Below are 26,769 nucleotides of genomic sequence, written 5' to 3'. Positions count from 1 at the left end.
GCACCTAATTCATTGCACATCCGGCCAATCTCATTCGGAATAATGATCATGCACATGAACAAGAAACTTGAAGACCTGATTCCAGAACTCCAACAGCATCGGCGCGTCATTCTTGGTCATGAACTGACCCCGATTGATCCACTACCCAGGCTTGGACAAGACCTCGGCATTGACCTCTGGGCCAAGAGAGATGATTGCAATGGTCTCGCTTTTGGGGGCAACAAGGTTCGACAGTTGGAATACTATCTTGGGCCGGGTATGGATATGAATGCTGATACTGTTCTGATCACTGGTGCTCTACAGTCAAATTTTGTCCGCCTGACTGCCGCCGCAGCGGTAAAACTCGGCTGGCAAGCTCATGTTCAACTTGAAGAACGTGTCCCGAGTAATGACCAACTATACCGTAAATCTGGCAACGTCTTTTTAAACAATCTGCTAGGTGCTGAAATCAGCTACTTTCCCGAAGGAGAAGACGAGGCCGGCGCAGATAGAGCACTGGACAAACGTGCAGAAGAGCTCAAAAACCAGGGTAGGCACCCCTATGTCATCCATCTAGGATTAGGGTCACTGCCCTATGGTGGCCTAGGCTATATCAGGGCAGCAGCCGAAGCCTATAGACAGGTCATCGCGTCAGATAACAAACCCGATTATGTTGTCATCCCATCCGGCAGTGGCCTGACCCACGCCGGGTTTCTTGTTGGTGCGCGTGCCATTGGTTGGGATATTCCCATCATCGGCATTTGCGTCAGACGGGACCAGAAAAGCCAAACTGACCGCATCAGGCAAAGATCCAACGAACTCACGGACATGATATCCCGCACCGGGCTGATAACTGATCAGGATATTATTATATCCGATAAAACACTGGCACCGGGGTACGGCAAGATGAACCAGCAGGTCAAAGAAGCCATTGAAAAAACGGCACAACTGGAAGCCATTCTTCTAGATCCCGTCTATACAGCAAGAACCATGGCAGGATTGATCGATCAGGTCCGCACAAATGCAATTCCCAAAGGGGCAAAGGTTCTCTTTATCCATACCGGCGGGAACCCCGCAATCTTCGCGTACCAAAACGCGATAGAAAGCTTTTCCTAAATTACACCACTCGAATTAAACACTCTTGGGGTTTTACAGCCTGAAGCGGCTAGTGTTATGCAGTAATTGCCTTCTCAGAAATAAGTTCACGATAGATACCAACAGTCTTGGCACACATCAGTTTTTTCGTGAAGAATTTCTGAACCCGCTCTTGCCCTTTGAGAGAAAGAATTTCTCTTTCACGAGCATTCAAGCTCAGGGCACGGCGAATGGCGCGCGCGCAGCTTTCTGCATCCTCGTTCTCAAACAGAAAGCCTGTTTCATTCGGAACCAGTTGCTCTTTTGCGCCACCGTGGTCACTTGCCACAACCGGGCGCCCCATGGCCTGCCCTTCGGAAACAACCCGACCAAAGCCTTCGGGATCCGTTGATGCAGAAACCACAACATCAGACAGCATATAGGCCGATGGCATGTCATTACAGTCATCCATGATAAAGGCACGGCTTAAAAGATCATTATCCATAATCATTTTTTCGAGCTCATCCCGATAAGCTGTACGCCCCTGATCAGATCCAACCAATGCACAGCAGAGATCAATGTCGCGAAGGTGGGTGAGCGCTTCGAGAAGAACCTTCTGTCCTTTCCAGCGCGTTAATCGACCGGGCAACATAATCAACGGAACCCCATCGGGGAGACGCCATTGCGTCGACAACTGAATGACGCGCTCGGCACTAACAGCATGTGGCGAGAAACTATCCGTATCCATTCCCCTGTGTACGATGCGGATTTTGCTTTCATCTACCTGATAATTCTTACGGATATAGTCAGCAACAAATTCAGAAATCGAAATGACAACATCACCCTTGGTCATAATCGAGTTGTAATAGCGCTTGAGACCATTGTTGATATTGTAAGGCGCGTGAACCGTTGTCACAAACGGCACCCCGACCTTACGGGCAGCCCTGTGCGCCGGACGTGCAGGTGCACGAGATCTGGCGTGAACCAGATCAACGCCTCTGTCTTTAATCAAGCGAACGAGGCGCCCTGTGTTCCGCCACATAGTCCAGGGGTTCTTTGAATGTACCGGAAGCTCGACATGTTCTGCCCCGGCAATTTTCAGACGTGCAACCAGCTGTCCACCCCGGGAAGCAACGATTGCCTTTCCGCCAGCTTCGATAATGGCCTTTGCCATATCCAGGGTACCGCGTTCGACACCGCCAGAATCCATAGCGGGAACGACCTGAAGCACAGTCATAGGTGTGCCATCAGATTTCACAAGAGAAGGAAGCTCTGGGGTAGCGGCTTCAGATATCAAAGTGTTAAGGTGAGAACCATCCGTCATGTGTCGGTACTACAAGGAGTCCTATTTAATTCATGTCCAATAAAGATACAGCGCCCAATAGTGATACAGAGTTCACTGCACAAGTTCCAGAGTTTCTCGAACGCCCTAATGGGCAGCATATAGCCTATATAAAGACAGAAGGCGATAATGATTTACCGGGAATCGTCTTTCTTGGCGGTTATATGTCTGACATGACGGGTTCGAAAGCTACTACGCTGGAAGAGTTTGCGAAATCCAGTAAGCAAAATTTTGTCCGTTTTGACTATATGGGGCATGGACAATCTTCTGGCAAGTTCACAGAGGGCACAATCGGACAATGGACCGAAGATGCCATCGCCGTTATCGATGAGCTGACAACCGGCCCTCAGATTTTGGTTGGATCATCCATGGGGGGCTGGATTATGTTAAACACTGCCCTGAAAAGACCAGATAGAACCAAAGGCCTAGTTGGTATAGCCGCTGCCCCCGACTTCACGCAGGATCTTATGTGGGATACCTTTTCACAAGAGATCAAAAACACTCTCCTTAGTGATGGCGTCTATTACGAACCAAGTCAATATGGCGACGCCCCCTATGCTATTACTCTAAAACTTATCGAAGAAGGTCGACAGCATCTCTTGCTGGACAAGAAACAACCGATCACTTGTCCCGTACGTCTGATTCAGGGAATGCAAGACGTCGACGTTCCCTGGGATATCGTTCCCAGAATTGTCGAGTCGCTCGAAACTGAGGATATGGAAGTCGTTCTGGTTAAAAGTGGGGACCATCGCCTTTCTGAACCCCAAGACCTGCAGCGACTTAAGAAAATTATCAAAGAGATCAGTCGCTAAGTTAAATTTTGACTTCTTTTCCATAACATTCAAAGCAGTCGATTTTATCTCGACTGCTTTTTTTCTTTTCTAAGAAAGGTCAATTTGATAAAATAATATGTAACCAGTTACGTAATAGGTTTAATATGAATTTTCTCGCCTCCCTCGGCAGCCTCACACTTGGTAGTCGCCTCAAACGCCTGAGCGATACGCTTTTTAATGAGGTTAACATCATTTACGAGAAAACCGGCTTGACCATTCAGGCCGGCTATTTCCCGCTCTTTTACCTTCTGTACAAAGAAAGCGCCGTTTCGGTGTCTGATTGCGCTACTGCCACAGGCGTCAGCCACCCTGCAATCAGTAAAATGGCCAGAAAGATGGTTGAAGAAGGATGGATTGAAAAAAAGCCGTCCCCGAAAGATGAACGTACACAACTCCTGACCCTGTCAGATCAGGCAAAACACGCCTTACCAAAACTCATTCCCATATGGGACGAGATCAAACGTTCGCTTGATGGGATGCTACTTGATTCAGAGCCGGGTAATTTACTGAATCAACTTTTAAACCTCGAAAAATTGAATGATGAAACGCCCCTCAGCCAAAGAGTCCTCAATAACCTGGCAGATCCCTATCTGTCTGGTGACATCGAGATCATCAATTGGGACCCGCAATATGCTGGTTCATTCAAAGATCTAAACAAAGAATGGCTGGATTACTACTTTCTCAATCTTCAAGAGGAATGGGATAAGGATTCCCTGGATAACCCCGGTGGTTATTATCTTTCAAAGGGTGGGACCATTTTCTTTGGTCTTTGCGGCGGCGCCCCTGTGGGAACCTGTGCCCTCGCCCGAGTGACTGATGATCTCTATGAAATCTCCAAAGTTGGCGTCACTCCCGCTGCCCAATCCAGAGGCATTGGACGCCGCCTTGTTGTTGCCGCCTTGAATGAAGCGCGCCGTCTAGGGGCAAAACAAGTGTTTTTGGAAAGCAATCGCAAGCTGGTTAACGCTCAAAAACTTTATCGCAAGCTTGGTTTTTGCGAGGTGCCGCATCCCAATGGAAAATCAAAATACAGACGCTCCGACATCTATATGACTGTAACACTATGAGTATGAACAATGAGTAACGCCCCCAACCCCGATAACTGCGCAACACTATCTATGGGCACACAACCTATAAACACTGACGATATGACGACAGGCGAAAATCAAAAACTCTCCCGTAAAGAGATTGTCCGGGAAATCTTCGCAGGATCTCGCGCAACCATTCCCATGATTGTCGGCGCCATTCCCTTCGGCATTATATTTGGCACGCTCGCGGAACAAAGTGGTCTATCGCCTCTTGGGGCAATCGCGATGTCGGTTTTTGTTTTTGCCGGCTCGTCCCAGTTTATCGCCTTGGGGTTACTTGCTGCCGGAACCGGGCCGCTCATTATCATTGCAACAACCTTTATCGTAAACCTGCGCCATTTGCTTTATTCGGCCGCACTGGTTGATGACGTCAAGCACCTGTCCGGTCCTTGGCGGACGTTGATCGCTTTTGGCCTGACCGACGAAAGCTTTGCCACAATTGCAGACAAGATCCGAAAGTCAGACGATCTTTGGCGGAAAAAATATGCCCAATGGTTCTACCTGGGCTCCTTCAGCACGATGTATGGCAACTGGATCCTCTGTACCGTTATCGGTATTACCCTTGGCGAACTCTTCCCCGATATCGGTAACTGGGGTTTAGACTTTGCCATGTCTGCGACCTTTATCGGGATGGTTTTGCCTTATCTGACAACACGCCCCATGTTGGCCTGCGTTCTGGTCGCCGGAGCAATGTCTCTTGGAACAGCTGATATGCCACACAAACTTGGCTTGATGGTCTCTGCCCTTAGCGCATTGAGCGTTGGTTTGTCTTATCACCTTATCAGCAGGAATAAAAAACAATGAACGAAGCCCTCATGATCGCAGGTATGGCCATTGTAACCTTTGGCATACGTTATGTTCTTCTTGCTTCTGCAGGACATTTCACATTCCCCGGCTGGGCTAAAATCGCGCTGGATTTTGTTCCTCCCGCAGTTCTGACAGCCATCATTGTTCCTGCTGTTTTAATGCCTGGTGGCAACGATATTGAATTCAATCTGCAGAATGCGTCCCTGCTCGCAGCCTGCGTTGCTGTGGTCGTCGGTTTGATCCGCAAGGATCTTCTGACGACCATTGTAATCGGCATGATCGCTTTTGGTCTTTTCAAATGGCTCCTTTAACAAAAGCCCATACAAAACAGCTTTGTATGCTTCCTCGTTCTCGTAATACCAGTTTCATCAACACCTAGTTTCATCAACGCCCAGCTTCACCAACCAAGGAAACTCGCCTAAATGCCAGATAGAAATGTTGTAAACCTGCCAGATGCTCTAGGCCAAATCACAGACCACTGGTCACCCAAAGTGCTCGCCCGGGTCAATGATCAGTTTGTAAAAATTGCTAAACTCAAAAATGAATTCGTCTGGCACAAGCATGATGACGAAGACGAGCTTTTCTACATTATCAAGGGCAAGCTCCTCATGCAGTATGAGGACAAAACCATTGAGCTTAACGAAGGTGATATGCACGTTGTTCCCAAAGGCGTTATGCATAACCCTGTTGCCAAAGAAGAATGCTGGATCATGCTGGTCGAGCCTGTCGCCACGGCACATACAGGAGACATCATTACCGACCGAACACGCAGCCTTGAAGAACAAATGCAGGCCTGAACCTAAAGCAGGCTTTTCAATCCAGATTGATAGTCGGGGTAATCCAGCTTTACACCCAGCTCGGTTATAATCCGACTATTATCTACCCGCTTATTGTCCAACCAGAAGGTTCGTGCCATCGGACTCATTTCGGCTTGATCAAATGTCACCAAAGGCGGCGGGTCGATCCCCAACAGTTGACTAGCATAGGTCGTGACTTTAGACGGCTCTTCCGGCGTATTATCGCAAACATTGTAAATGCGCCCAGCTCGGGGCTGGTTAACAGATGCCTCAAGAACGTTTGCAATGTCCTCCACATGAATACGACTGAAAATGTGCCCCGGCTTATCTATCCGCTGCTTCACCCTGCCAGATTTCAGTGAATCCAGAGGACTGCGCCCCGGACCATATATACCCGCAAGTCGAAAGACATGTATCGGGATATCATGCTCTTCAGTAAGTGCCAGCCATTCTTTTTCAGCCTGGGCACGCTGTTCGCTTCGCGGGCTTGACGGGCTCAGCGGATCATCCTCATAAACAACGCCGCCATCACGATTACCGTAGACACCTGTCGTCGAGAGATATCCAGCCCATTCAAGGTTTTTGCACTTAGCAATTTCAGCGGCATGCAACTGCAGAACACAGTCTCCTTCCTTACCCGGAGGAATAGACGAAAGAATATGAGTTACATCGCCCAATACAGTCGATGCATCCGCCAATGCCAAAGAACGCTCAAAGTTGTGAACGTTAATGCCTTTCTTCTCTAGTTTTTCACGCTTTCCATGATCTTTATCAGAACCAGGTCGGATTGTACCCGATACTTTCCAACCAAGTGCCATCATCCGCCTGGCAAAAGTCAGCGCAGAAAAGCCCAGGCCAAAACAAAACAAATGCTTAGAATGGTGTGACATATGTTCCTCGATCTCGAAATTGCCTAATTTCTTATATAGGGTCCCATCACAAACTGAAAAGCAAAGCTTGCAAAGTAATAAATTTATGGTCCAAATGCGCCTATGACACACAAAAACACACTCTTGACGACTCTCTTTATGCTGCCCATCGCCCTTGGATTTACCTTGCCGAGTGAGGCTGCGGGGCGCAAAGAGCCTATCAATCACGAAGAACAGTATATTGCCTGTATAAAGTTGGTAGAACGTCGCCCTGATGCCGCGTTTGAATCCGCTCTTTCCTGGGCATCCCAAGGCGGTGGCTTCCCAGCCGAGCATTGCGCAACACAGGCATTGTATGCGCTCAAAATATACGATGCGGCTGCGACCCGTCTTGAAAAGCTTGCCGATGTCATGAAGACAGATAATGTCGAACTGCGTTCACAGCTTCTTCATCAGGCCGGTCGCGCCTGGTACGACCATGGTGATCTGGAACGCGCCTTTGCCGTGCAAAGCACCGCAATTACACTTTTCCCCGACGGCACAGAATATTACATTGATCGGGCCGAAATTCTGGCCGAACTTGGTCGATTTGACGAAGCTTTAATTGATCTGGAAGTTGCCCACAGTCTGGAGCCGGAAAGGGCCGATATTCTTGCTCTCCGAGGGACAGCAAAACGCTTTTTAGGGAACGATGCAGAAGCCCTACAAGATATAACCCTCGCACTGGATCTGGAACCTGACAATCTGGAAGCTCTACTTGAACGCGGCATACTAAAACGTCTCGCTGGTGATAATAATGGCGCACGGGAAGATTGGCTGAGAATCGTCAACATCGCTTTAGGCACACCGGCTGCTGATGCTGCACAATTAAATCTCGAAAAGCTGGATGTAACTGTAGAGTAGTTTCTGGAGCTACCTAGAAATCCAGATCAGCATAGTGTTTGGGCGGCGGCACACCCGGTATCAAATCCGTTAAAACCCCACGCATACAAGGGCGGGATTTTACACGCGCATACCAGTCTTTAGCACCTTGGTGCTCTTTCCAGGGGACGTCCCCGATATAATCAAGGGATGAAATATGGGATGCAGCCGTAATATCCGCCAGAGAGAAATCATCCCCGGCCAACCATGTTCTACGATCCGTTAGCCAACTGATGTATTCCAAATGATAATGAATGTTGGCGTGTCCGGCCCGTATAGCTTGGGAGTTTGGTTCACCCAACCCCAGAAAACGTTTTAACATTTTCTCTTCGACCAGATTTGCAGTGACCTCACGCCGGAATTTGTCATCAAACCATGAAATTAGACGCCTGACCTCTGCACGACACAAGGGATCGTCACCCAAAAGACTCTGGTCAGGATAAGCTTCTTCAAGGTATTCAGAGATTACCTGTGCGCCGCCCGTTATGCTCGTCCCATCATCCTCAACGAGCACAGGCACTTCACCCGCAGGATTAAGTGTTAGAAACGCTTCGCGGCGTTCCCATACTTTTTCAGCATGCAATTCGAATTCGAGCTTTTTCTCTCGCAACAGCATGCGAATTTTACGACAGCCAGAATCGAGGGGAAGATGATGAAGCTTTCTCATTTTTTGGACTATAACCCTACTGAGCGAACGAGAAAACCACGTAAAACAAGTTTATACAAAAGATCTGACACAGAATAATAACGAACGAAACACTTTGTTTTTAAATGAAGAATTATAAATCTACTTAAATTTTGTCGAAAACATGACGCCTGCTCTCAAATTACTTTTCCAGGTGACTCTTTACCGCAGCTCATAGTTCGTTTAATATCGAAGCATGAAAGAAGGTCCAGATATCACTCTTATTGGCTCCCTTATTGGAGACCCCGCCCGTGCAAACATGCTCTCTGCCTTGATCAGCGGAAAAGCACTCACGGCGAGTGAGCTTGCCAACGAAGCAGGCATCACCCTACAGACAACCAGCGCTCATTTGAAAAAGCTTGAACTTGGCGGTCTGATACGCCAGCGCAAGCAGGGGCGTCATCGATATTTCAACCTCGCCGATGAAGACGTGGCTACGCTACTTGAAACCATGATGGGCCTTGCTGCAAAAAAAGGACATATCCGAACACGCACAGGCCCTAAGGCCCCTGAGATGAGGAAAGCCAGAGTCTGTTATAATCATCTCGCTGGTGAATTTGGTGTTCAGATGTACGACAGTCTGGTGGGGAGAGGATTTCTACAGGAAGATCAGGATGAAATCGCAATTACAGATTCAGGTCGTGATTTCATAAAAGGTCTGGGCATAGATCTTGATCCACTACAAAAAGCCAAACGCCCCCTGTGCAAGTCATGCCTGGACTGGAGTGCGCGCAGAAGTCATCTGGCAGGATCACTTGGTACGGCCCTTTTGAATCACATCTATGAAAAAGGCTGGGCCAAACGCCTTGAAGATGTAAGAATTGTTGAGTTTTCACGTCGAGGCGAAGCAGCTTTCCATGATCAATTTCCACTGCTCGCAGACTAAAAACAGCCACCTCTACAAAACTTTCATAGCCTAATCTAGATCGCCATTACAGGACAACAATCCCTTGAGCATTTCACGTTTTCAAGTTCTTTTTTATCTTTCAAATCAAGACATAAGTGTTGTTGAAATCAAACGCCTGGATCTTCCAGAGACGGTTGAAAAATCAGATCGTTTTCACTGGCTCCTTGTCGATAAAAATCACTCAATTCAAAAGCTTACCTTTGTTTCCATGAACCAAGAAAGCGGATTTCAAGTACGAGAATTCAAAGAAGGGAAGCTTCGCTTCAATAAAGATCTCGGCTTCTACGGCACAGAGGCCTCTTGCCCCCTGAAATGTCATCAGCCTGACGATTTACCCGATACCTTGGCATCACTGCTGGATGACTACCTAACCTAGCATTGGGTTATACAATCGCCACAACAAACAAGGAGCTGCAATAAATACAGCCCCTTGATTTACAGGTATTTTCAAAGACCCTAAGCTGATTTAAGTTCAGCAGAGTCTGTGACAGGATGCTCAAGCAAAGAAAGCATTTCTTTTGGAACAACTTGCCAAAAATCGCTCTTGATCTGCGCCCAGTCGTTTAACAGGCGCTCGGTATAAACCGATTTTGTCTCCGCATGATGTTCCTTCACCAGATCCAGTAATACCTGCTCCCAATAGTCAGTTTCAATCTGTTGATATATGACACTTTCATCATTGATACGGCTTGGCAGAATACGGCTAGGGTCATAAACAAATGCCATACCGCCTGACATCCCGGCCGCAAAGTTCATTCCAATGTCGCCAAGAATAACTGCCGTACCACCCGTCATATATTCACAGCCGTTTGAGCCACAGCCTTCGACCACAACCTGAGCGCCGGAATTTCGTACAGCAAAACGTTCACCAGCTTGCCCCGCAGCAAACAACTTACCTGCTGTTGCACCGTAGAGAACCGTATTTCCGATAATGGTGTTGTGCTGGGTCGCCAGTTTGCTCGAAGCCAAAGGCCGCACAACGATCTCACCACCGGAAAGACCCTTGCCAACATAGTCATTGGCATCACCAAAGACTTCCAGCTTCATACCCTGAACAGCAAAAGCCCCCAACGATTGCCCGGCAGATCCACGCAACCGAACAGTAATATGTCCCGGTTGCAGTTCTTTCATACCAAAGCGCGTTGTAATTTTTGATGCCAGACGCGTACCAACGGCACGGTGCGTATTGCGTACATTGTATTGTAGCTGCATTTTTTCCCCGACTTCAAAGAAGGGGTTAGCGTCTTTGATAATCTGCGCATCAAGCGTATCAGGAACAGAATTACGCCCCTCAAGCGTGCAATAGCGTTCTGAAGTTCCGCTATCAGCCAAAGCGAGCAAGGGGTTGAGATCCAGATCATCAAGGTGTGGTGCCCCGCGGCTAACCTGTTTTAGCAAATCAGTACGACCAATAATTTCATTCAGTGTTTTGTAGCCGAGAGAGGCAAGGATCTCGCGCACTTCTTCTGCGATGAAGCTAAAGAGGTTCACGACCTTTTCCGGTGTGCCATCAAACTTTGCCCGTAAATCATCATCTTGAGTACAAACCCCGACAGGGCAGGTATTGGAATGGCACTGACGCACCATAATACAGCCCATCGCAACCAGAGATGCTGTTCCAACACCATATTCTTCGGCCCCCAAGAGAGCCGCAATAACGATATCTCGCCCGGTTTTCAAACCACCATCTGTTCGAAGCGTCACATTATTCCGCAAGCCATTAAGGGTGAGAACCTGCTGAACTTCACTAAGGCCAATTTCCCAAGGCACGCCAGCAAACTTAACAGACGTTTGCGGCGATGCACCCGTTCCGCCAACATTGCCGGAAATCAAAATAATATCGGCTTTCGCCTTGGCCACACCCGCAGCAACCGTTCCGATACCAGATCGGGCAACAAGCTTCACACAAACTTTGGCCTTTGGATTGATTTGCTTCAGATCATAAATAAGCTGCGCCAAATCCTCGATAGAGTAAATATCGTGATGCGGCGGCGGAGAAATCAATGTCACCCCAGGTGTAGAATGACGCAAACGCGCAATCAGCTTTGTCACCTTAAAGCCCGGAAGTTGACCACCTTCACCCGGTTTCGCCCCTTGGGCAACCTTGATTTCGATTTCACGGCATTTGTTCAGGTATTCTGCTGTTACCCCAAAGCGGCCCGATGCAACCTGCTTAATTGCAGAGTTCTCGTTGTCACCATTAGGATGTGGCACATAGCGTTCAGGCACTTCACCGCCTTCTCCCGAATCAGACTTTGCACCGATCCGGTTCATGGCGATATTAAGAGTTCCGTGCGCTTCCGGGCTCAACGCCCCCAAAGACATGGCAGGCGTAATAAAACGCTTCCGTAGAGAAGTAATCGATTCTGTGTCTTCAACATCAAGACCACCATCTGTCGCCCGCTTGAAATCCAGAAGATCTCTCAAGTTAATAGGTCGACGGCTTTCCAGCCCTTTGGTGTATTTCTTAAAGAGCGAATAAGACCCTTTGGTGACAGCCGTTTGCATAGTATGGATCAACTGACCTTCCCATGCATGCTCTTCACCCCCAGCGCGATAGCGATAAAAGCCACCAATTGGCAGGGCCGTAGAATCAGATTCCCATGCCTTTTCATGAAGTTCGAGAGCCTTTTCTTCCAGCCCTGTCATTCCTATCCCGGAAATACGGCTTGGCATACCCGGAAAGAACTCATCAACCAATGTACGAGACAGCCCTAGCGCTTCAAAGTTATAACCGCCACGATAAGAGGAGATAACAGAAATACCCATCTTGCCCATGATTTTGAGCAAGCCATCATCCACAGCTTTTGTATAGCGCTCCATACAGTCATCGAACGACAAGTCGCCAAACAAACCACGGCGATGCCGATCGGCAATAGCTTCTTCCGTTAGATAGGCGTTCACCGTTGTGGCACCAACACCGATCAGAACCGCAAAATAATGAACATCCAGGCATTCAGCACTACGTACGTTGATAGAACAGAATGACCGGAGCTTATGCTCAACCAGATGCGTATGAACGGCACCTGTCGCCAGGATCATTGGAATGGAAACCCGTTCAGCAGACTGCGCCTCATCTGTCAGCACAACATGCTCGAAACCTTCGCGAACCAACTCTTCAGCTTCACGGCGGATACGATGCAAAGCATGACGGAGCGCACCGGGCTTACCGTTGGCTTCAAAAGTACAGTCAACGACACCAACTGTGCGGCCCATATGCTTGGAAAGAGCAACAAATTCTGAATTTGTCAGAACAGGCGAATCAAGTTGAAGGATTGTAACCTGACCTTCTTCTTCATCGAGAACATTACCCAGATTACCAATACGGGTGATCAAGGACATAACTTGCTTTTCGCGCAGACTATCAATCGGCGGGTTGGTCACCTGGCTAAAATTCTGGCGGAAGAAGTGGTGCATTGGGCGCACGTTATCGGACAAAACAGCCAGGGGCGTATCATCCCCCATTGACCCCATAGCCTCTTTAGCTGTCTCGACCATTGGGTGCAGGATCAGTTCCATATCCTCAATGGTCAATCCAAAGTCCAACTGGCGACGACGCAAATCATCTTTAGAGAGAGGCTTGCGGCTATATTTATGTTTCTTAACCAGATCATCGATCACAAGGATATTTTTCAACCAATCCCCGTAAGGCTGTTGCGCAGCCAGACGATCTTTAATTTCTTTGTCTTTATAGATCTTGCCTTCTTCAAAATTGACAGCAATCATCTGACCGGGGCCAAGTCGCCCTTTCTCAATGACACGCTCAACATCGATATGAACCATACCGGTTTCTGACCCGGCAAAAAGCAGGCCGTCACGGGTGATGGCATAACGCATCGGACGCAAACCATTCCGGTCAGTTCCCGCCAATGCCCACGGCCCTGAAAATCCGCACACTGCAGCAGGTCCATCCCAAGGCTCCATCACCGCGTTACAATAGGCATAAAGCTCTTTGTGATGCTGTGGAACAGCGTCGTTTTTACTCCAGGATTCAGGCACAAGAAGCGTCTTCGCCATAGGAAGACTTCGATCAGATCTGATCATCAACTCAAAGACAGCATCCAACGCCGCAGAATCAGAGCTTCCCGGCAAAATAACTGGCTTCAGATCTTCAACATGGGATCCAAATTTCGGGTGATCAATGCGACACTCGTGGGATTTCATCCAATTGACATTCCCCCTAAGCGTGTTGATTTCACCATTGTGTGCAATAACGCGGAAAGGCTGGGCCAAATGCCACGTTGGGAAGGTGTTTGTTGAGAACCGCTGATGGAAAATTGCAAAACTTGAGACAAAACGCTCGTCCAGCAGATCCGGATAAAAATCAGCCAAATTTTCAGCCAGAACCATTCCCTTATAAATTATAGAACGACAACTCAGAGAACAGATATAGAAGTCCTTGATTGAATCCCGCTCTACCGCGGCTTCGATCCGACGACGGATAATATAAAGGTCTGTCTCAAAGCGCTCAGCATCAACCCCTTTGCTGTTTGCAATCATGATCTGTTCGATTTCAGGGCGATTGAGGCTCGCTTTCTCACCGCAAATCGCCGTATTAACCGGAACCTGTCTCCAGCCATAAATTGAATAGCCAAAGTTCAGAATTTCACGTTCAACAATAACACGACAGCGCTCTTGAGACCCAAAGTCTGTCCGGGGCAAGAAGACCATACCAATGGCAAGGTCATCATTCTTCAGAGTATGCCCAAGGTGTTCGATCTGCTCCTGAAAGAAGCCCTTTGGAATCTCGACGTGGATACCACAACCATCACCCGTCTTACCATCTGCATCGACAGCACCGCGGTGCCACACAGCCTTGAGCGCCTCGATACCTGCCTCTACAACGGAACGGCGTGGTTTTCCGTCGATAGCAGCAACCAAGCCAACACCACAGGACGAATGTTCGTCTTCAGGATTGTACAGGCCATATTTTTGAAAATGCGCCGCCTTTTGCTCCCATTGAGCAATCGGGTCCAGAGTTATCTTTTTATGTTCCATATGCCCTCTCCTCAGGCGGCTGCAGTTTTTCTGCGCTCAATATATGTATGTATTTGATCAGCGGCATCACGAGCATCCTTGATCGCCCAAACCACCAAGGACGCACCACGAACAATATCACCAGCGGCAAAGACGCCATCCAATGCTGTCATCATCGTCGTGTTATCGACCCTTAGTGTGCCGTAACTACTGACCTCTAACCCTTGTTCATTAAACAACTTAGGCAAGTTCTCTGGCGAGAACCCAAGAGCCTTGATAACCAGATCAGCAGGGATAGCTTCGCGAGAGTCAGGCACAATCTGCGGAACCTGTCGGCCAGAGGAATCTGGCATCCCGAGATGCACTTTAGATACGAGCACTTCACGAACGTTTTCTTCTCCGACAAAAGCATCCGGCGATGATAACCATACAAATTCGACGCCTTCTTCTTCGGCATTTTTCACTTCACGCTCTGAACCCGGCATATTTTCTTTGTCGCGCCGATAAAGACATTTAACTGATTTTGCTCCCTGGCGAACAGCTGTCCGAACACAATCCATCGCCGTATCACCGCCACCAATAACAACAACATCTTTGTCCTTGGCATTCAGACCATCACTCATATGATCAGACTTCATGCCTAGATCGTTGCGGTTTGCTTCTGTGAGATAATAAAGTGCCGGTAGAATGTTCCCAAGTTCGCTACCGGGGAGGCGAAGATCCCGGGCTTGATAAACCCCCGTGGCGATCAAAAGGGCATCATACTGCTCTCTTATTTCGGCAAAGGTCGTTGTTCCACCGATATCAACACCAAGATGAAATACGATCCCTGCGTCTTCCAGTAGCTTTATGCGACGATCGACAACGTATTTTTCCAGCTTAAATCCGGGTATACCATAAGATAAAAGTCCACCGGCACGATCATAGCGATCATAGACATGGACATCATATCCTTTGCGTCGCAACTGTTCCGCAGCAGCTAACCCACCAGGGCCAGCGCCGATGATACCAACGCTTTCGGCACGTTCTCCCACAGGTACAACAGGCTGAACCCAGCCGTTATCCCAAGCCGTATCTGTTATGTATTTCTCTACAGCACCAATCGTAACGGTTTCATGCCCCGACTGTTGAATAACGCAAGAACCTTCACACAACCTGTCCTGAGGGCAAATACGCCCGCAGATTTCCGGAAAATTATTTGTCGCCTGAGAAACTTCATAGGCTTCTTCCAAACGACCATTGGCTGTGAGCATCAGCCAATCTGGAATATTATTAGAGACAGGACAATGTATCTGGCAAAAGGGAACACCGCACTGGGAACAGCGGCTTGCCTGAATTTGCGCAGCAGCATCTGAAAAAGAATCGTATATCTCGCGAAAATCCTCATTCCGCTGATCTGCAGATCTTTTTTCAGGCATCTCTCTGCCTTGCTGAACAAATTTCAGCATCTTTTCGGACATTATCTCTCTCCTAATCGGGCAACTATTTTCTTTTTATTTACAGAAGCTTGCTGGCTACTTCATTGGACTTTGGGCCGCACCCGTAAATCATAACAATGATCAATAGACAATATAGGTAACTATATTTGACCTATTTGTCAAATTTCACAACAAAACACTACCAAAAACACAACGAAAACTTCATCAAAAGAAAAATATAGTTCCGATTTGGGACTAAATAACAATCACCTCTCTGAATACGCCCTTAAATAGGTCGGCAATACAATTTCCACATCAACCGGAGAGATCCTCAACTCACCAAAACCAAGAGCAGAGTCAGCAACCACATTGTCCTTTTTGAGCATCTTCAATTGATCTCGCGTCAAAGGCGGTTGGGGCATGAGTTCCATAAAAATAGCCTGTAAATAAGCGACAGGAAACGGCAAGGTAAGGTAAGGGCGAGAACGCCCGGTATATTCTTGCAAAAGATCCAAACAATCCCGGAAAGACAGAACCCGAGGACCTCCAAGCTCATATACTTTTCCCCCATATTCATCAGGTCGCTGGACGCACTTCAAGACAGCCTCAGCCACATCCCCAACATAAACGGGCTGAAACCTTGCTTGACCACCACCCACCAAAGGCAAAAAGGGACTAACAGCGGACATCCGGGCAAAACGATTAAAAAAATCATCCTCCGGCCCAAAGACAATGCTCGGCCTCAAAAGACTCGCAGTCGGAAACGCCTCCCAAACCGAGGCCTCTCCCTCCCCTTTACTGCGCCCATAAGCAGAAGGAGATGAAACATCTGCACCGATAGCAGAAACCTGAACAAATGCAGAGACATCATTCGATTGCGCAACATCAGCAATCATGCCCGGCAATTTACTATGCAAATAATCGAAACGCTGCTTCCCGCCCTCAAATAAAATGCCTATCAAATTAACAACCGCGGAAGAACCACAAATTACGCGCTCAACCGAAGCCCTATCCCCCACATTGACAAGAACAGGCGTCACACTTCCCACATCACCGCAGCACGTCAGGAACGATGATTGCACACGATCACGCACGGCGATCCGCACATGCCAACCGGCTTTCGCAAACCTGGAAACGACATAACGCCCCAAAAAACCGGAACCACCAAAAATAGTCACCACCTTTGAAGCATTCATTTTCGCCACCTCTCTTCGCACTTGATTATTAGATTGCCAAACAACACGATGCCTGAATAAACAACATCAACCAACCACAGAAATTATCAATCGTCCTTGACAGAAACAGCTTTGCGGCGAGAATGCCGAGATTAACACAAAGTCGACGTTTTATTATTAGACTATCCGTCTTACTGTCAGACTATTCATCTTATTACCAAACCACCCGCCAGAGGTTTCAGGTTTGGAGAGCACAGATAAATCAGGAGCCACATTGTGAGCGACGTAAAAATTCACCTTCACCAGACAGACTTGCCAGACGGTATCGATTTCGGCACGTCCGTGGCTGTTGATTCAGAAACCATGGGCCTTAATCTTTTCAGGGATCGCCTATGCCTCATCCAGCTTTCTGCAGGCGATGGCGTTTGCCATTTAGTTCAGTTTAAAGACGGTAACTTTGATGCTCCAAACCTGAGAGCACTGTTCACAAATCAAGATGTAACTAAAATTTTCCACTTTGCCCGTTTTGACCTTGCAGCGATCGAACGCTATCTCGGCGTGACTTGTAATCCTGTGTACTGCACAAAGATCGCATCGAAACTAATCCGAACCTACACTGATCGTCACGGCCTCAAAGAATTGTGCAGAGAGCTTTTGAGCGTTGATATCTCAAAACAGCAGCAGTCCTCAGATTGGGGATCCCCGGATCTAAGCGAAGATCAACTTCGTTACGCTGCTTCCGATGTGCTCTACCTGCATCGCATGGTAAAGATTTTGGATGAACGACTTGCTAGAGAAGGTCGCAGCGAAATGGCAAAGGCCTGCTTTGACTTCCTCCCCTGGAGAGCAAAGCTGGATATCGCCGGATGGGATGAAACGGACATTTTCGCGCATTCATAAACACGCGCCATCTTCACGCCATTTTTAAACTACATTTTCATTATGAGTTTTGCTGTAAATTTTACGGCACTTTTTTTAAAGTGCCGGTTTTACTTCCTAGCAAATAACGTGTACCAATTGAGTATGACATGCACCATTAGTGCCAGTTTGTATTTTACCCGGAACATAGATCCGGGAAATGGGATAAAAATCTAAAAAATGGCGAACGCAGTTCATAATTCTGAGCCGGAAATGACAACAACACCAGCCAATGCGACACAAGCAATAGAAACAGCTCGACGAGTTCTTGATTTAGAAGCAAAAGGCCTTCAACAACTAAGTGCTGAACTGAACGGTAGCTTTGTCGATGCTCTAAACATCCTGACATGTGTAACTGGTCGCGTCATTATATCTGGCATGGGAAAAAGCGGTCATATCGCCAAAAAGATCGCAGCTAGCATGGCGTCCACAGGAACGCCAGCCTATTGCGTTCACCCGGGAGAAGCCAGTCACGGCGACCTCGGTATGATCACTCGTAGCGACGCCGTCTTGGCCATGTCGAATTCCGGGAATACTTCAGAACTCAGCGACCTTATTACCTACACAAGACGCTTTGGCATCCCTCTCATCGCCATGACCAGCAAGAAAAATTCCGCTCTGGCTGAAGCTGCAGATGTCGCGCTTATCCTACCATCGCTTCCGGAAGCCTGCCCTCATGGCCTGGCCCCGACAACATCAACAACAATGTCTCTCGCACTAGGTGATGCTCTCGCAGTTGCACTAATGGAACAAAAAAATTTCCAGCCACATGATTTTAAAGTATTTCACCCTGGCGGCGCACTTGGTAACCAGCTCTTAAAAGTATCCGACATCATGCACAATGAAGAGCTCCCTTTGTGTGCCGGAAGTACGTCTATGACAGAAACCATTCTAATCATGACACAGCGTTCATTTGGATGCATTGGCGTTACAAATAAGAATGGCAAACTCGCAGGCATTGTTACAGATGGCGATCTGAGACGGCACATGGACACGGACCTGTTATCCATGAGCGCAGAGAGCGTTATGACTCCAGCCCCCCGCACCATCCGCCCCTCGGCTCTCGCTGCGGAAGCATTGGGGCAGATGAACGAACGCTCCATCACTAGTTTATTTGTCACCGAAGACGATGTGCCCGTTGGCATCATCCACATTCACGACTGCCTCCGCGCAGGGATAGCCTGAGGCTGCGAAACAGCATGAACTCCCCCGCCAGATCCGACAAAGAGAACAGCGCAGCCCCCCAAAGCCAACCCGAGTTGGCAACACCAGTAAAACCACCTCGGTTTTCTGGCGGTAACGCTTACAGTGTTTTTGTCAGCATCGCGAAAGTAACACTTCCCTTTTTTGCCGTCGTCTTGATCCTGCTGGTTATTGTCTGGCCTCAACTTGAAGAGCAAGTGATTACCGAAGGTACTGCCATTGGTAACAGCATCTTGGAATCAAGCACTCCTGATAAATTAAGCGCCCTGAATCCCAAGTACCTGGGTCTTGACGAGAAAAATCAGCCCTACACTATTATTGCTGATCTCGCAGAACAGTCCAGTGAACGTGAAAACGAAATATTTCTAACACTCCCCAAAGCAGATATCACACTGGAAGATGGCACCTGGCTTGCCCTTTCTGCAAAATCAGGTGTGTATGACAGAGATGCGAAATACCTCAATCTAAATGGCAACGTGAATATTTTTCAGGATCAAGGTTTTGAAATCGTGACAGAAGAAGCCATGTTTGACGCTAGGGCCGGGTCTGCTTACGGACAAATGTCTGTACAGGGCCATGGACCAGCCGGAACAATAAATTCAGAAGGCTTTGTCATTACAGATCGCGGAAAACGTATAACCTTTACCGGTAAAAGTAAGCTGATCATCCTTCCTGGGGCTCAGGAGGCCCTGAAACAATGAACCGTCTAGTAGCAACGTTGGTCTTGATCTTCAGCATGGCAATGGCACAGGGCAAACTCGCTTTAAGCCAAGGCGTGACAGAAGGTTTAGGTGACAGCAATGTCCCCCTCGAAATTAATGCCGACGAAGGCATTGAATGGCGAAGGGATCTGAAACAATACGTTGCGAGTGGTAATGCCCGCGCCGCACAAGGCGAGCTGGAAGTCTTTGGCGATCAACTCATTGCTCACTACCGAGAAGGTGTTGAAGGCGGCACAGAGATTTACCGTGTTGACGCAGTTGGTAATGTCAAAATTGTCTCACCCGGTGAAACAGCCTATGGCGACAACGGTGTCTACGATATCGACAAACAAGTTATGGTCCTAACAGGTCAGAACCTTCGGATGGTTAGTGGCGCAGATACAATTACCGCCCGCGATAGCCTTGAATACTGGGAAACCAAGCAACTCGCTGTAGCGCGGGGAAATGCAATCGCCATTCGTGAAGACAAGCGCGTACATGGTAACGTTTTGACGGCCCATTTTGTTCGTGATGCAGAGAACAAATTGGAAATAGAGCGCATTGACGCGCATGGTGATGTTCGGGTTGCCACAAAAACAGAGTATGCTACCGGAGACAAAGGTATCTATTTTGTTAAACGAGAGTTAGCCAATCTTATTGGGAACGTAAAAATAACTCAGGGTGAAAACCAAATGAATGGGGACGAAGCACAGTTCAATCTGGCAACTGGCGTTAGTAAACTGGTCAGCAAAAGCGGCAAACCTGTTCAAGGTCTCATCCTGCCATCAAGCAAAAAGAAAAAACCATGACCGACAAGCAACAATCTGCGAACCAGGAAAGCAGCACAAAACCATCACTTGTTGCCGACAATCAGGGTCTAATGGCAACAAACATCGGGAAAAGCTTTAAAAAGCGCCCCGTTCTGCGCGCCGTTACAATGCGCGTTCAACGTGGGGAAGTTGTTGGATTGCTCGGCCCCAATGGCGCGGGGAAAACGACCAGTTTTTATATTATTACAGGCCTGCTCTCTCCTGATTCCGGTTGGGTTACTCTGGATAATCAAGATATTACAGATCTTCCCATGTATCGCAGATCGCGTATGGGTATTGGTTACCTCCCACAGGAAGCCTCTATCTTCAGAGGCTTAACGGTTGAACAAAACATTCGCGGTGTTCTGGAAGTTGTTGAATCAGTTCGCAGCAAAAGAGAAGCAAAGCTGGATAGCCTGCTTGCGGAATTCTCAATCACGCATCTACGAAACACCCCCGCCATTGCCTTGTCAGGCGGAGAAAGAAGACGTGTAGAGATTGCTCGCGCACTTGCATCTGATCCAAGTTTTATTTTATTGGATGAACCCTTAGCTGGCATCGACCCTATCGCCGTTGGTGATATTCGCGACCTCGTCATGCACCTGAAAGACCGTGGGATTGGCGTACTGATTACCGACCACAACGTTCGTGAAACACTTGATATCGTTGATAGAGCATACATTATTCACGATGGCATGGTGCTTATGGAAGGTACACCTGGCGAAATCGTAAACAATGATGATGTTCGTCGCGTTTACTTAGGAGAAAGGTTTAGCCTTTAAGGGTTATACCTATGGCAATTTCGCAAAGACTAGAGCTGAGGCAGAGTCAAAGCCTCGTTATGACCCCGCAATTGCAACAGGCAATCAAACTGCTGCAATTGTCAAACTTAGAGCTCGCAGACTACGTCCAGCAAGAGGTCGAACAGAACCCTCTTCTAGATAAGGATGACGGCACCCAAAATACAGCTCTCGCCGACACCGATTCCAGTGACATCCATTCCGCCGCAGCATCCCCCTCTGATAACGAAAACCAGCAACCAGACTCTCTGGAATTATCTAACGCCGACACTCTACCTGATAATAACCAGGCCCCACTGGACAATGATTTTGATAACTATTATGACAGCAGCCCGGATAACCAGTGGAATGATCAGGACACAGCATTTTCCAGCTGGGGTGCAGGTGGGAATACGCGCTTTGACGACGCAGAATATTCACTGGAAAATAGATTACGAGACACAATTACACTTCGCGATCATCTTCGCGAACAGTTGCAAATGGAAGTCGATGAGCCAACTGAACGATTAATCGGTGTTCACCTTATTGATCACGTTGATGAAGCTGGCTATATGAAAGCTCCGCTTGATGAACTTGCGGATCAACTAGGGTGTCCCTTGGACCTAGTTGAGGCTGTCCTAAAAACACTGCAATCCTTTGACCCCGTCGGCATCTGTGCTCGCGATCTAGGCGAATGCCTTGCAATACAACTCGCTGAACAGAACCGTCTGGATCCGGCGATACAAGCGCTCCTTGATAATCTTGAACTTCTTGCCAAGCGTGACTTGAAAAGCTTGAAACAAGTTTGCGGAGTCGATGAAGAAGACATAACGGACATGATCGCGGAAATTCGCGCTCTTAATCCGCGCCCTGCAGCGACCTTTGACACCAGTGATGTCGAAACCGTAATCCCAGAGGTCATTATTAAATCGGACAATGCTGGGGGATGGCGCATAGAACTCAACAACGATGCCCTTCCCAAAGTTCTGATTAACAACAAGTATCATGGAACCGTTTCAGATCTGGCCCGCACAAAAGAGGATAAATCCTATATATCCGAACAACTACAATCGGCAAACTGGCTGATCAAGGCTCTTCATCAACGGGCAACGACAGTCCTCAAGGTCGCAACAGAAATTGTACGTCAACAAGATGGTTTTCTGCAAAAGGGTGTACAGGCTTTGAAACCTCTGACACTCAAGGACATTGCCGAAGTCATTGAAATGCATGAGTCAACGGTCAGTCGTGTTACCTCTAACAAGTATATGGTCACTCCACGCGGCACCTTTGAAATGAAATACTTTTTCACCTCTTCCATTAGCGGAGGAGATGGGGACGCGCATTCATCTGAAGCTGTAAGAGACCGTATTAAAAACCTTATTGATCAGGAAGATCCCAAGAAAATCCTGTCTGACGATGCCTTGGTCACCAAACTTAAAGCCGAAGGAATCGATATTGCGCGACGTACTGTCGCAAAATATCGTGAAGCCTTGGGAATCCCTTCTTCGGTGCAAAGAAGACGTGAAAAAAAGTTCTCTTTTTAATTTTTTTCACGTAACAAAATCGACTTATTCCAAAAGACTATGTATACTGCTTATGTCGTGTATCACTACGGGAGGAAAACATGGTTCGACCTACTATCCTTGACTCCGATAAACGACGTCACTATGGTGCCGCCCCAGATAGCGGGGCTTGACTGGCACATATGGCCATTACGCTAACCCCCTTAACAATTCAGAGAATTTGTTCACATGCAGCTTTCCGTTAAAGGCAAGCAGCTCGACGTTGGCGACGCGCTGCGCACTCATATAGAAAATAACCTTTCCGCTACTTTGGATAAATATTTTGGTGACGCCATTGATGTAAATGTCACTATGTCCAAAAACGCCTACCTTTACCGCGCCACTGTGGTTGCACATGTCGGTAAAAACATTCGCCTGGAAGCAAATGGCGAGGCAGGAGAACCTTATCCTGCATTTGATCTGGCTGCTGAACGTTTATCAAAACGTCTGCGCCGCCATAAACGCAAACTTCGTGATGATCACGCTGAAGGTGGCAAAGAAGCCACTCATGCTCAGCATTACATCCTGTCAGGCGAAGAAGAAAAAGATGATCATAAAGAGGAAGTCGAAGACAGCCCCTTGATTGTCGCTGAGATGGCAACTGAAATTCCAACATTAACAGCCGGTTTGGCTGTGATGCGTATGGATCTGGAAGACCTTCCAGCCATGATGTTCCGTAACAGCAAACACGGTGGTCTGAATATGATCTACCGTCGAGCGGATGGAAACATCGGGTGGGTTGACCCATCAAAGAGCTAAGACGTAAATAACCAAAGACTACATGTAATGGAATTAACCGACCTTATCGGCCCAGATGCCGTTGCTGCTGATATGAAAGTCAACAGTAAAAAGCAATTCCTTCAGGAAGTTGCAAAACGTGCATCTGAGATCACCGGAACAGAAGAACGAGATATTTTCGAAGTTCTCATCGAAAGAGAGAAACTCGGCACAACAGGTATTGGTCAGGGCATTGCTATCCCGCATGGCAAGCTCCCAAACCTAGATAGACTCTACGGATTCTTCGTTAAACTGGAGCGTCCAATCGATTTCGATTCGATTGACGAGCAGCCCGTAGATCTTATCTGCCTTCTTCTGGCTCCGGAAACTGCTGGTGCTGACCACCTCAAAGCCCTTGCACGCGTATCGCGCTTTCTACGGAATGCCTCTACCTGTGAAAAGCTTCGGGGAACAGAAAGCAATGATGGCATATACGCACTCTTAAGTGCGACAGCCACGAGTCATGCGGCCTGAAAGGGATAAACGTTCCAACCAAAATAAAAAAGGCTCCGAAATTCGGAGCCTTTTTTGCGTCATTGTGTCTGGTTAATCAGTGAACGCTTAACGGCTCAAGATCCTGTTGGCGTACTGCAGCAAAAGCTACATCACGGTCACTGACAACTGTTATTTCTGTTCCGTCTGCTGCGTAAATACCAAAGCAAGCATCACCATCTACGTCCACAGGCTTCACATAGGCCACAATTTCCAAGCCTAATGCGGTCATGTCCTGATCTGTCATCAATTCTGATATAACTTGCTTAATCATCATCACTCTTTTCCAGCTTCAACAGCTACAGTCCATTTAGGTGAACTGTAAAATTTATAGTTAGTATAGTTCCCTATTCTTAAGGAACCATCAATCAGTAATATTTCTTACGGCCTTATTATTTTCTGGAATCAGCTTTGTTTGTCTTCAATCACAGTTGCCGAAGACTTTTCATTACTTGTTTGAATCTCAATACTACGAATAGCTATATTTTGCAGCGGCTGTTCCAAATCCACATGCAAAAGGCCGTTTTCAAGCTTTGCATCTAAAACTTCGATCCCTTCGGCCAGAACAAACGCGCGCCTGAACTGTCGGGCAGCGATACCACGGTGAAGGTATTCTTTATCATCATCTGACTTAGCCTTACCCTTGATAACAAGCTGATTGTTTTCGATCTGAACCTGCATGTCTTCTTGCGAAAAACCTGCCACAGCGAGCGTAATACGTATTTTGTTCTCGCTCACTTTTTCAACATTGTACGGGGGATAGCCATCTGACGCTGTTTTAGAAATCATATCAACAGCTTGCTCAAATTGTTCGAAGCCAAGCATAAGCGGGCTATTAAATAAAGATAATCTCGACAATTATACCTCCTCGAAAAAGCAAGGCTCATTCATAAGTTTGGTCCCAAATGGCGACCGATAAGTTAACCACGTGACCCACCTCAAGCAGCACCACAGTGACACATATTTGGGGGCTATACCCGCACAGGTCAAGGTCAACGCCCCCTAATCCAGATATTTTATACTCACCGCACGTACAATAACATCCACAGATTTTTATTCACAACCGTTCAGCTACCCAAGATTTAATTTCTTTCCAAATCACTGTAAATTGTGTATAGCTATACATGCTCAACACCACATCTTGTGGAAAACTCTGTGGATAACATGATGAAAAGCTCGTTGTCAGTTGCCTCAAGTCCCTATTTAGCCAAGCCTTTACGTTCGATTGCTCAAGCTAAAGCTGAGCAAAATGAAAAAAGAAGGTTGGAAGAAGCAAAACGCCACAAACGGCAAAGCAAAATGTCTCGTAGACAAGACACAAAAGAACATTAAGGCTAGCTGTTATTCTTCACAACCAAGTCAGACGGAAATCTGAGAGTTATCGCTGTTCCTAACCCGGGCTCACTAGTAATTGAGAAGTCCCCGCCCAAGGCTTCAATTGAGCGCTTGGAAACGGGCAGTCCAAGCCCTGTCCCTCTAATGTGCGTATGTGTTTGAGCATCCAGAACCTGCCCATAAGGCGATAAAGCCAAAGCAAGCTCTTCTGATGACATACCGATGCCATTGTCCCGTATTACCATCAAAACAGCGCCGTTTTCTGTATCGTACTGCCCCTCGACACTGACACGCCCCCCTCTGCGGGTAAACTTGAGCGCATTTGAGACCAGATTGGTCAACACTTGCTTAAAGCGACGCTCGTCTGTTTTGAGATCAGGAAACTCATCAGGAATATTTGCCGAGAGCTCAATCCCGGATTCCTCCGCGAGCAAAGCCATCAAACGCAATGTTTCATTCACTGCATCACGTGCAGACACTTCTGTTATGACCAAGTTCTCTTCGCTTGATTCAGTTTTGGCCAGATCCAGAACATCATTCACAATACCCAATAAATGCCTGCTGGCGTTATGAATATCATCAGCATAACCAAGATACTTTTCATGTCCAAGAGACCCAAATCGTTCCTGCTTCATGATTTCAGAAAAACCTAGAATTGCATTCAACGGCGTACGTAACTCATGGCTCATATCAGCGATAATATTGTTATTCTCTTTTGTCTCGTCTGGAAGCTCTGGATTTTGTTGTAAGATTTTTCGCTCAGCCTGCTTCAACAAAACAAGCGCAAGATCAGCCTTCTGCGTCTTTTTCGCAAGCTCAGCTTCCAGCCTTGCCCTGTCTTTAGAAATACTTAGTAATGTTTTACAGGTCAGTCCGAGACGATCAATATCCCGCGGAAACACAATAAAGTCATCAAATAACGAAATTGTCTCTTGCTCAAAAGCCACTTGATCATCACTGGCAATACACATAAACGGGCATCGCTGTGCCCAAGACAAAGCCTTAAACTGATCAAGCTTTTGAGCCAGGGCTTGATTCAATACCTTTGATGAGAATAGCAAAAGATCTGGTTTGTTTTTGGCCTCAAGATCAAATATTTCAGTCACGACAACCTTCGAGAAACCAGCATCGTTAAGCGCAATGCTAACATCTTTGCAAAAAGCTTCGTCATCACCAACGATGACAATTCGCGACTGTTTAATATCTTGATGTAACAACAAGGTCTTCCTGAACCACAAAACGACTTGTTATCCGAATCCTACGGACAACAAGCTAATTAACCTAGGAAAACAACAATAGGGACTTAGAGTTATAAAACCAT

27 protein-coding genes are annotated in these 26,769 nt (G+C 47.4%); 18 read left to right on the top strand and 9 right to left on the bottom strand.

Annotated features, from left to right (window positions below):
- The first annotated feature begins 54 nt into the window (after positions 1-54).
- Entirely contained in the window at positions 55-1,095 is a 1,041-nt protein-coding gene (locus BKB51_RS17645) for a D-cysteine desulfhydrase family protein (protein ID WP_085902462.1), read from the top strand.
- A 55-nt stretch (positions 1,096-1,150) separates the two neighbouring features.
- Here the strand turns inward: BKB51_RS17645 and BKB51_RS17640 are convergent, their stop codons facing one another.
- A complete protein-coding gene (locus tag BKB51_RS17640; protein WP_085902438.1) occupies positions 1,151-2,377 on the bottom strand; it encodes a glycosyltransferase family 4 protein in 1,227 nt (408 codons plus the stop codon).
- 32 nt (positions 2,378-2,409) lie between these two features.
- On the opposite strand from BKB51_RS17640, the gene BKB51_RS17635 reads away from it, so the two are divergent.
- From BKB51_RS17635 to BKB51_RS17615, 5 genes are all read left to right on the top strand, one after another.
- The gene (locus BKB51_RS17635; RefSeq protein WP_085902437.1) at positions 2,410-3,207 is read left to right on the top strand and encodes an alpha/beta fold hydrolase; all 798 of its coding nucleotides are present in this window, start codon (positions 2,410-2,412) and stop codon (positions 3,205-3,207) included.
- Positions 3,208-3,332: 125 nt separating this feature from the next.
- A complete protein-coding gene (locus BKB51_RS17630) occupies positions 3,333-4,295 on the top strand; it encodes a bifunctional helix-turn-helix transcriptional regulator/GNAT family N-acetyltransferase (protein WP_085902436.1) in 963 nt (320 codons plus the stop codon).
- 9 nt (positions 4,296-4,304) lie between these two features.
- A complete protein-coding gene (locus BKB51_RS17625) occupies positions 4,305-5,120 on the top strand; it encodes an AzlC family ABC transporter permease (RefSeq protein WP_218044074.1) in 816 nt (271 codons plus the stop codon).
- Positions 5,117-5,434 (top strand): AzlD domain-containing protein, encoded by a 318-nt coding sequence (locus BKB51_RS17620; protein ID WP_085902435.1) that lies wholly within the window; start codon positions 5,117-5,119, stop codon positions 5,432-5,434. Before BKB51_RS17625 ends, BKB51_RS17620 begins: the two co-directional genes overlap by 4 nt.
- Before the next feature lie 111 nt (positions 5,435-5,545).
- Positions 5,546-5,920, top strand: coding sequence for a cupin domain-containing protein (locus tag BKB51_RS17615; RefSeq protein WP_085902434.1), 375 nt, complete (start codon positions 5,546-5,548; stop codon positions 5,918-5,920).
- 2 nt (positions 5,921-5,922) lie between these two features.
- Here the strand turns inward: BKB51_RS17615 and BKB51_RS17610 are convergent, their stop codons facing one another.
- Complete coding sequence (locus BKB51_RS17610) at positions 5,923-6,810, bottom strand: SDR family oxidoreductase (protein ID WP_085902433.1); 888 nt, start codon at positions 6,808-6,810, stop codon at positions 5,923-5,925.
- Positions 6,811-6,912: 102 nt separating this feature from the next.
- On the opposite strand from BKB51_RS17610, the gene BKB51_RS17605 reads away from it, so the two are divergent.
- The gene (locus BKB51_RS17605; protein ID WP_085907475.1) at positions 6,913-7,692 is read left to right on the top strand and encodes a tetratricopeptide repeat protein; all 780 of its coding nucleotides are present in this window, start codon (positions 6,913-6,915) and stop codon (positions 7,690-7,692) included.
- Positions 7,693-7,705: 13 nt separating this feature from the next.
- Here the strand turns inward: BKB51_RS17605 and BKB51_RS17600 are convergent, their stop codons facing one another.
- Positions 7,706-8,377 (bottom strand): glutathione S-transferase family protein, encoded by a 672-nt coding sequence (locus BKB51_RS17600; protein WP_085902431.1) that lies wholly within the window; start codon positions 8,375-8,377, stop codon positions 7,706-7,708.
- 214 nt (positions 8,378-8,591) lie between these two features.
- Here BKB51_RS17600 and BKB51_RS17595 point away from each other — a divergent pair, with 214 nt between their 5' ends.
- Positions 8,592-9,281: an ArsR/SmtB family transcription factor gene (locus BKB51_RS17595; RefSeq protein ID WP_085902430.1), complete on the top strand. Its 690-nt coding sequence runs from the start codon at positions 8,592-8,594 to the stop codon at positions 9,279-9,281.
- Positions 9,282-9,345: 64 nt separating this feature from the next.
- Positions 9,346-9,678 carry a hypothetical protein gene (locus BKB51_RS17590; protein ID WP_085902429.1) on the top strand — a complete coding sequence of 111 codons (333 nt, stop codon included), beginning with the start codon at positions 9,346-9,348 and terminating at the stop codon, positions 9,676-9,678.
- A gap of 80 nt (positions 9,679-9,758) precedes the next feature.
- Here BKB51_RS17590 and gltB read toward each other — a convergent pair whose 3' ends face one another.
- From gltB to BKB51_RS17575, 3 genes are all read right to left on the bottom strand, one after another.
- On the bottom strand, positions 9,759-14,300 hold the full coding sequence (gltB, locus tag BKB51_RS17585; RefSeq protein WP_085902428.1) for a glutamate synthase large subunit: 4,542 nt from the start codon (positions 14,298-14,300) through the stop codon (positions 9,759-9,761).
- An 11-nt stretch (positions 14,301-14,311) separates the two neighbouring features.
- Entirely contained in the window at positions 14,312-15,739 is a 1,428-nt protein-coding gene (locus BKB51_RS17580; protein WP_085902427.1) for an NAD(P)-dependent oxidoreductase, read from the bottom strand.
- 224 nt (positions 15,740-15,963) lie between these two features.
- Positions 15,964-16,893: a complex I NDUFA9 subunit family protein gene (locus BKB51_RS17575; protein ID WP_085902426.1), complete on the bottom strand. Its 930-nt coding sequence runs from the start codon at positions 16,891-16,893 to the stop codon at positions 15,964-15,966.
- Between the two features lie 255 nt (positions 16,894-17,148).
- Here BKB51_RS17575 and BKB51_RS17570 point away from each other — a divergent pair, with 255 nt between their 5' ends.
- The 8 genes from BKB51_RS17570 to ptsN all read left to right on the top strand — a co-directional run bounded on the left by BKB51_RS17570 (position 17,149) and on the right by ptsN (position 24,095).
- Complete coding sequence (locus BKB51_RS17570) at positions 17,149-17,772, top strand: ribonuclease D (RefSeq protein WP_085902425.1); 624 nt, start codon at positions 17,149-17,151, stop codon at positions 17,770-17,772.
- A 198-nt stretch (positions 17,773-17,970) separates the two neighbouring features.
- Positions 17,971-18,975: a KpsF/GutQ family sugar-phosphate isomerase gene (locus tag BKB51_RS17565; RefSeq protein ID WP_085902424.1), complete on the top strand. Its 1,005-nt coding sequence runs from the start codon at positions 17,971-17,973 to the stop codon at positions 18,973-18,975.
- A gap of 14 nt (positions 18,976-18,989) precedes the next feature.
- Positions 18,990-19,694, top strand: a complete 705-nt coding sequence (gene lptC, locus BKB51_RS17560; RefSeq protein WP_085902423.1) for an LPS export ABC transporter periplasmic protein LptC — start codon at positions 18,990-18,992, stop codon at positions 19,692-19,694.
- Positions 19,691-20,503, top strand: a complete 813-nt coding sequence (locus BKB51_RS17555) for an LptA/OstA family protein (protein WP_085902422.1) — start codon at positions 19,691-19,693, stop codon at positions 20,501-20,503. The genes lptC and BKB51_RS17555 overlap by 4 nt, the downstream gene beginning before the upstream one ends.
- Positions 20,500-21,285, top strand: coding sequence for an LPS export ABC transporter ATP-binding protein (gene lptB, locus BKB51_RS17550; RefSeq protein ID WP_085902421.1), 786 nt, complete (start codon positions 20,500-20,502; stop codon positions 21,283-21,285). The genes BKB51_RS17555 and lptB overlap by 4 nt, the downstream gene beginning before the upstream one ends.
- 11 nt (positions 21,286-21,296) lie before the next feature.
- The gene (gene rpoN, locus BKB51_RS17545) at positions 21,297-22,826 is read left to right on the top strand and encodes an RNA polymerase factor sigma-54 (RefSeq protein ID WP_085902420.1); all 1,530 of its coding nucleotides are present in this window, start codon (positions 21,297-21,299) and stop codon (positions 22,824-22,826) included.
- Positions 22,827-23,033: 207 nt separating this feature from the next.
- Positions 23,034-23,603, top strand: a complete 570-nt coding sequence (gene hpf, locus BKB51_RS17540; protein ID WP_085902419.1) for a ribosome hibernation-promoting factor, HPF/YfiA family — start codon at positions 23,034-23,036, stop codon at positions 23,601-23,603.
- Between the two features lie 27 nt (positions 23,604-23,630).
- On the top strand, positions 23,631-24,095 hold the full coding sequence (ptsN, locus tag BKB51_RS17535; RefSeq protein ID WP_085902418.1) for a PTS IIA-like nitrogen regulatory protein PtsN: 465 nt from the start codon (positions 23,631-23,633) through the stop codon (positions 24,093-24,095).
- 76 nt (positions 24,096-24,171) lie between these two features.
- On the opposite strand, the gene BKB51_RS17530 is transcribed toward ptsN, so the two are convergent.
- Both BKB51_RS17530 and BKB51_RS17525 read right to left on the bottom strand, forming a co-directional pair.
- Positions 24,172-24,390, bottom strand: coding sequence for a DUF1150 family protein (locus BKB51_RS17530; RefSeq protein ID WP_085902417.1), 219 nt, complete (start codon positions 24,388-24,390; stop codon positions 24,172-24,174).
- 128 nt (positions 24,391-24,518) lie between these two features.
- Positions 24,519-24,971 (bottom strand): Hsp20 family protein, encoded by a 453-nt coding sequence (locus tag BKB51_RS17525; protein ID WP_085902416.1) that lies wholly within the window; start codon positions 24,969-24,971, stop codon positions 24,519-24,521.
- 297 nt (positions 24,972-25,268) lie between these two features.
- Between BKB51_RS17525 and BKB51_RS20775 the strand changes: the two genes are divergently transcribed.
- The gene (locus BKB51_RS20775) at positions 25,269-25,445 is read left to right on the top strand and encodes a hypothetical protein (RefSeq protein ID WP_158090272.1); all 177 of its coding nucleotides are present in this window, start codon (positions 25,269-25,271) and stop codon (positions 25,443-25,445) included.
- Positions 25,446-25,447: 2 nt separating this feature from the next.
- Here the strand turns inward: BKB51_RS20775 and BKB51_RS17520 are convergent, their stop codons facing one another.
- Positions 25,448-26,665 (bottom strand): sensor histidine kinase, encoded by a 1,218-nt coding sequence (locus tag BKB51_RS17520; RefSeq protein WP_085902415.1) that lies wholly within the window; start codon positions 26,663-26,665, stop codon positions 25,448-25,450.
- Positions 26,666-26,769 lie beyond the last annotated feature (104 nt).

It is taken from the genome of Kiloniella majae (genome assembly GCF_002118315.1).
GTDB lineage: Bacteria > Pseudomonadota > Alphaproteobacteria > Kiloniellales > Kiloniellaceae > Kiloniella > Kiloniella majae.
Note: the sequence above shows the minus strand (reverse complement) of the source record. Positions and strands in the feature narration are given on the sequence as shown.